Genomic DNA, 7,719 nt, shown 5'->3' with positions numbered 1-7,719 from the left:
GATAAGTCACCCACTACAGTTGACGAAGAGCCCAAAAAAACCGAAAGCCAAAACTTTCGATTTTGATAGATTATTCTGTAATAATTGCTTCTTCTGAAACTGGGACTTCTTCGATAACTTCCACTTCATTAACTGATTGTGGCTCAATGTTACGATAGCGGGCCATACCAGTACCAGCTGGAATGATCTTACCGATAATAACATTTTCTTTAAGTCCAAGAAGATGGTCTTTCTTACCACGGATAGCCGCATCTGTAAGGACACGCGTTGTTTCCTGGAAGGAAGCCGCAGACAAGAATGAGTTCGTTTCAAGAGAGGCTTTTGTGATCCCCATAAGAACTGGACGAGATGTCGCAGGAATACCACCAGAGATAACAATATCCTTGTTAGCATCTGTGAAATCAGCAATATCCATCAATGTTCCTGGAAGAAGATCTGTATCACCTGGATCCATGACACGAACTTTACGAAGCATTTGGCGAACCATTACCTCAACGTGTTTGTCTCCGATTTCTACCCCTTGGCTACGGTAAACTTTTTGAACTTCTGCAAGAAGGTAAGTTTCCACAGAAAGTGTATCACGAACTTCAAGGAGGCGTTTAGGTTGAATTGATCCTTCAGTAAGTGCCGCACCACGCGCAATTTCATCGCCCACTTCAACTTTCATACGAGCTGTAAATGGTACCACATACTCACCCATACCAGTCTTACCTTGAACGTAAACTTTCTTAGTACGTGTTGAAGCATCTTCTTCGATTTCAATAACAGTACCTTTAACCTCTGTAATCACAGCCTCCCCTTTAGGGTTACGTGCTTCAAAGATCTCTTGAATACGAGGAAGACCTTGAGTGATATCGGTATTTGAGGCTACACCACCGGTGTGGAAGGTACGCATTGTAAGCTGAGTACCAGGTTCTCCGATAGATTGCGCAGCGATTGTACCAACCGCTTCACCAACTTCAACCGCATCACCAGTTGCCAAGTTGATACCGTAACAGTGACGACAAACACCATGACGAGTATTACATGTAAATACGGAACGGATTGTTACTTCTTCTACACCTGCGTTAACAATTTCAGCGGCTTTATCTTCAGTGATAAGCTTGTTAGGACCGATGATGGTTTCACCTGTAATTGGGTTTTTAACTGATTTCTTAGTGTAACGACCTTGAAGACGTTCTCCAAGTGTTTCAGTAACTTCTTTACCATCTGTGATAGCTGTAATAGTCAAACCACGGTCTGTTCCACAGTCATCTTCACGGATGATGACATCTTGGGCAACGTCAACCAAACGACGAGTAAGGTAACCTGAGTCGGCTGTTTTAAGGGCCGTATCGGTCATACCTTTACGCGCACCGTGAGTTGAGAAGAACATTTCCAAAACGGTCAAACCTTCACGGAAGTTAGACAAGATCGGAAGTTCCATAATGCGTCCATTAGGAGCAGCCATCAAACCACGCATACCGGCAAGTTGAGAGAAGTTAGAGATGTTACCACGAGCTCCTGAGTCCATCATCATAACGATAGGGTTCTTAGGATCTTGTGTTTCAATCAAGCGTTTTTCAAGGGCTTCTTTAGCTTCACGCCATGTTGTTGTAACAGCAACATAACGATCATCCTCAGTCATGAGACCACGACGGAAAGCCTTGTTAATATCCTCAACACGTTGGTGAGCAACATCAATGATTTCAGCTTTGTTATCAATAACAGGAATATCCGCAATACCAACAGTCAAACCAGCAAGCGTTGAATGGTAGTAACCAAGGTCTTTCAAACGGTCAAGAAAGGCTGAGGTTTCAGTCGTACGAAGGCGTTTGAACGTTTCTGCGATGATGTTACCAAGATTTTTCTTCTTGAATGGCGCATTGATTTCAAGTGAATCAATGACTGGTTGAATGTCTTGACCAGGCTCCAAGAAGTATTTATCTGGTGTTCCATCCGTCAAGTTAGCATTGTTTGGTTCTTGGAGATATGGAATTTCAGTTGGAATCACATCGTTAAAGAGGATTTTACCAACAGTAGTTACCATAATCTTGTGAAGTTGATTTTCTTTCCAAGGTTTATTTGGCATGCTGTCAACAGCGATACCTACACGTGAATGCAAATGAACATAGCCATTTTGATAAGCCATAACAGCTTCATCACGATCTTTGAAGATCATACCCTCACCCTCGCGACCAGCATCTTCCATGGTCAGATAGTAGTTACCCAAAACCATATCCTGAGATGGCGTAACAACAGGTTTACCATCTTTAGGGTTAAGGATGTGCTCAGCCGCAAGCATGAGAAGACGTGCTTCTGCTTGTGCTTCCTCAGAAAGAGGTACGTGGATGGCCATTTGGTCACCATCAAAGTCGGCATTGTAGGCTTCACACACAAGTGGATGAAGACGAAGTGCCTTACCATCGATAAGGACTGGTTCAAAGGCTTGGATACCCAAACGGTGAAGGGTAGGTGCGCGGTTAAGAAGAACTGGATGTTCCTTGATAACTTCTTCAAGAATATCCCAAATACGTTCATCTCCACGTTCAACCATACGTTTAGCAGCTTTAACGTTACCAGCGTATTCGCGAGCAACAATTTCACGCATCACGAAAGGTTTAAAGAGCTCAATAGCCATTTCACGTGGCACACCACATTGGTACATTTTTAGCGTAGGACCAACAGCGATAACGGAACGACCAGAGAAGTCTACACGTTTACCAAGCAAGTTTTGACGGAAACGACCTTGTTTACCTTTAAGCATGTGGCTCAAAGATTTCAATGGACGCCCACCAGGACCTGTGATTGGACGGCCACGACGACCGTTGTCAATCAAAGCATCAACGGCTTCTTGGAGCATACGTTTTTCATTTTGAACAATGATCCCTGGAGCGTTGAGTTCCAAAAGACGTGCTAAACGGTTGTTACGATTGATAACACGACGGTAGAGATCATTAAGATCAGATGCCGCAAAACGACCACCATCCAATTGAACCATCGGACGGAGATCTGGTGGAATAACTGGAAGGATGTTAAGAACCATCCATTCAGGTTTATTCCCAGACTTGTAGAAGGCATCAAGAACGTCCAAACGACGTACAGCTTTGACACGTTTTTGACCAGAAGCTGTTTTGAGCTCTTCTTTAAGTTCTGCGATTTCAGCTTCCAAGTCCACACGTTTAAGAAGATCTTGGATTGCTTCCGCACCCATTTTCGCCACAAATGAACCATAACCGTACTCTTGAAGTTTTTCGCGGTATTCGCGCTCTGTCAAGAGAGATTTTGCTTCAAGTGGTGTATCCATAGGGTCAATAACCACGTAGGCTGCGAAGTAAATAACTTCTTCAAGAGCTCGAGGACTCATATCAAGGGCAAGACCCATACGAGATGGGATTCCTTTAAAGTACCAGATATGTGATACAGGAGCTTTCAATTCGATATGACCCATACGTTCACGACGAACTTTAGCACGCGTTACTTCAACACCACAACGGTCACAGACGATACCTTTATAACGGATACGTTTGTATTTACCACACGCACATTCCCAGTCTTTTGTTGGACCAAAGATAACTTCATCAAAAAGTCCTTCACGTTCTGGTTTTAATGTACGATAGTTGATTGTTTCAGGTTTTTTAACTTCACCGTAAGACCATGAACGGACCTTACTAGGTGAGGCTAATGTGATTTGCATACTTTTAAAACGATTTACGTCAACCACTAATAGTACCTTTCTTCATTATCAATATTACGCCGTCAAAGGTAATGGAAATCCACTACCTGACCTTGTAACAGCTTGTTAGTTTTATCATACAAAACTAACCTTTTATGTCATCTTTTATTATTTATCTTCAGCCGCAGCTTGTGCTAATTCTGCTGATTCCTTAGCTTGTTTTTCACGTGCTTTTTCAAGATCATCAACGTGCATCACATCATCATCTTCACCTTCATCAAGATCACGAAGTTCAACTTCTCTATCTTCATCATCAAGGACACGCATGTCAAGACCAAGAGATTGCAATTCTTTAACAAGAACTCGGAATGATTCTGGCACACCTGGTTTTGGAATTGGTTTACCTTTGGTGATAGCTTCATAAGCTTTCAAACGACCAGTCACATCATCTGACTTATAAGTCAAAATTTCTTGAAGGACATTTGACGCACCGTAAGCTTCAAGGGCCCAAACCTCCATCTCACCGAAACGTTGTCCACCGAATTGTGCTTTACCACCAAGCGGTTGTTGAGTAACAAGTGAGTAAGGTCCAACTGAACGTGCATGAAGTTTATCATCAACCATGTGGTGAAGTTTGATCATATACATGACACCAACTGACACACGGTTATCAAATGGTTCACCAGTACGACCATCATAAAGGACAGTCTTAGCATCGCTATCCATACCAGCTTCTTCAACAGTAGCCCAGAGATCTTCTGAAGTAGCTCCATCAAACACTGGCGTTGCGATGTGGATATCCAAGTTACGAGCAGCCATACCTAAGTGAAGTTCCATAACCTGACCGATATTCATACGAGATGGCACCCCAAGAGGGTTAAGCATGATATCAACAGGTGTTCCATCTGGAAGATACGGCATGTCTTCTACTGGTACAATACGTGAAACGACACCCTTGTTACCGTGACGACCGGCCATTTTATCTCCGACTTTAATCTTACGCTTTTGTGCGATATAAACACGAACAAGCATGTTTACACCTGATTGCAATTCATCACCGTTAGCACGTGTAAAGATTTTCACATCACGAACAATACCGTCACCACCATGAGGAACACGAAGTGATGTATCGCGGACTTCACGTGATTTATCTCCAAAGATAGCGTGCAAAAGACGTTCTTCCGCAGAAAGATCTTTTTCACCCTTAGGTGTTACTTTACCAACAAGAATATCGCCTTCTTTAACCTCAGCACCGATACGGATGATACCCATTTCGTCAAGGTCTTTGAGTGCTTCTTCACCAACGTTTGGAATTTCGCGTGTGATTTCTTCAGGGCCTAACTTGGTATCACGTGTTTCTGATTCGAATTCTTCCAAGTGAACAGATGTGTAAACATCCTCTTTCACAAGACGTTCAGACATGATAACGGCATCCTCAAAGTTGTAGCCTTCCCATGTCATGTAAGCAACAACTGGGTTTTGACCAAGGGCCATTTCACCGTTCTCCATAGAAGGACCATCAGCGATGAAATCACCTTTTTCAACCATGTCGCCAACTTTCACAAGTGTGCGTTGGTTGTAAGCAGTACCTGAGTTTGAACGACGGAATTTTGTCACATGATAAACATCAAGAGAACCATCTTCACGACGAACTTCCACTTTTTCAGCATCTGAGAAGACAACTTTGCCATCATGTTGAGCAATAATCGCTGCTCCTGAGTCGTGGGCTGCTTGATATTCCATACCAGTACCAACATAAGGTGCTTTAGGATCAATCAATGGCACAGCCTGACGTTGCATGTTGGCACCCATGAGAGCACGGTTAGAGTCATCGTTTTCCAAGAAAGGAATACATGCTGTCGCAACGGCAACCACCTGCTTAGGTGAAACATCCATGAAATCAGCTAAATGTGCTGGGTATTCTTGGTTGACACCTTGATGACGACCCATAACGATTTCTTCTGCAAAAGTACCGTCTTCATTAAGTTTTGAGTTAGCCTGAGCTACTGTGTATTCATCTTCTTCATCCGCAGTCAACCAAACGATTTCATTTGTTACTTGACCAGTCGTACGATCAACCCTACGGTAAGGTGTTTGAATAAAGCCATACTTGTTAAGGTGTCCGTATGAAGACAAGTTATTGATCAAACCGATATTTGGTCCTTCAGGTGTCTCAATAGGACACATACGACCGTAGTGAGTATAGTGCACGTCACGTACTTCATAACCAGCACGGTCACGTGTCAAACCACCAGGTCCAAGGGCTGACAAACGACGTTTATGAGACAACTCAGAAAGTGGGTTGTGTTGATCCATGAACTGTGACAACTGTGATGAACCAAAGAACTCTTTGATAGCAGCTGTTACAGGACGAATGTTGATGATTTGTTGTGGTGTTAACACATCATTGTCTTGAACAGACATACGCTCACGAACATTACGTTCCATACGAGCGAGACCTATACGGAACTGGTTAGCAAGAAGTTCACCAACCGCACGAATACGACGGTTACCCAAGTGGTCAATATCATCCACTTTTCCTAAACCTTCAGCAAGGTTAAGGAAGTATGACATCTCCGCCAAGATATCTGCCGGTGTCAAAGCACGAACCTTGTCATCTGGATTAGCATTACCAACGATTGTTACTGTACGATCTGGATCAGTAGGTGCAACTACTTTGAATTTTTGAAGCACAACTGGCTCTGTGATAACCGCATAATCATTTGGTGTGTAAACAAACTTGTTCAAATCACCGTCTAAATGCTCAGCAATGGAGTCAATAATTTCACGAGTCATGACAGTACCAGCTTCAACAAGGATTTCACCTGTTTCACTGTCAATCAAGTTTTCAGCAATGGTTTGCCCAAGAAGACGGGTTTTAACATTAAGTTTTTTGTTGATTTTGTAACGACCAACAGCAGCTAAATCATAGCGACGTGGGTCGAAGAAACGAGCTGTCAACAAGCTACGTGATGAATCAGCAGTCTTAGGCTCACCTGGACGAAGACGCTCGTAAATTTCTTTAAGAGCTTCGTCAGTACGTGAATCATTTGGATTTTTATGGATATCTTTTTCGATAGTGTTACGAACTAATTCCCCATCGCCAAAAATATCAATGATTTCATCATCACCGGAGAAACCAAGAGCACGAACAAGAGTTGTGAATGGAATCTTACGGGTACGGTCGATACGCGTATGAGCGATATCTTTAGCATCTGTCTCAAGCTCAAGCCATGCACCGCGGTTAGGGATTACAGTTGAACCGTAACCAACTTTACCGTTTTTATCAACCTTATCATTGAAATAAACACCAGGTGAGCGAACCAATTGAGAAACGATGATACGTTCAGCACCATTGATGATGAAAGTACCCATTTCTGTCATGTAAGGAAGGTCTCCAAAGAAAACTTCTTGAGTTTTAATTTCACCAGTCTCTTTGTTGATCAAACGGAAAGTAACAAACAAAGGGACAGAATAGTGAGCATCATGTGCACGCGCTTCTTCAAGCGTATACTTAGGTTCTTTTAATTCATAGCCAACAAATTCCAGCTCCATGGTATCTGTGAAGTTTGAAATCGGAAGCACATCCTCAAATACTTCACGCAAGCTATTATCCAAGAAATCCTGGAATGAATCTGTTTGAATTTCAATTAAGTTAGGTAAATCAAGAACTTCTTTGATTCTTGAAAAACTACGACGGGTACGATGTTTCCCGTATTGAACGTCATGTCCTGCCAAGTCTTACTCCTTTATTAAATGAGTTATGAACGAAAATCGTTCGAGTTTAATGACGAAGTTAGTTTAACATGATTATCTAAAATAACTTCTATTACATTCTTGATGTTAATCAATTTTCAGAATCTTTAAATGTTTGTTACATATTGCAAAAACACCGAAAATAGGCACAAAAAGAGCAGCTAAATCGAACTCCTTAAAGTATGATTTAACTGCTTTATGCCACGGCTGGACAATATTTCAACCGTGATTAAACGTCAAATAGATGTTTATATTATAACACCATTTTTCTTAAAAATCAAGTCTATCGACGGTTATTTCTTCTTATG

General features: G+C 42.2%; 2 protein-coding genes. Both read right to left on the bottom strand.

The window, feature by feature from the left end; genetic code table 11:
- Positions 1-70: 70 nt before the first annotated feature.
- A complete protein-coding gene (gene rpoC / locus ACMZ6U_RS08235; RefSeq protein WP_416107820.1) occupies positions 71-3,703 on the bottom strand; it encodes a DNA-directed RNA polymerase subunit beta' in 3,633 nt (1,210 codons plus the stop codon).
- A gap of 120 nt (positions 3,704-3,823) precedes the next feature.
- Positions 3,824-7,393 (bottom strand): DNA-directed RNA polymerase subunit beta, encoded by a 3,570-nt coding sequence (gene rpoB / locus ACMZ6U_RS08230; protein ID WP_416107818.1) that lies wholly within the window; start codon positions 7,391-7,393, stop codon positions 3,824-3,826.
- Between the last annotated feature and the right edge of the window lie 326 nt (positions 7,394-7,719).

The sequence above is a fragment of the Streptococcus pluranimalium genome (assembly GCF_047785745.1).
GTDB classification, from domain to species: Bacteria; Bacillota; Bacilli; order Lactobacillales; family Streptococcaceae; genus Streptococcus; species Streptococcus pluranimalium_B.
Note: the sequence above shows the minus strand (reverse complement) of the source record. Positions and strands in the feature narration are given on the sequence as shown.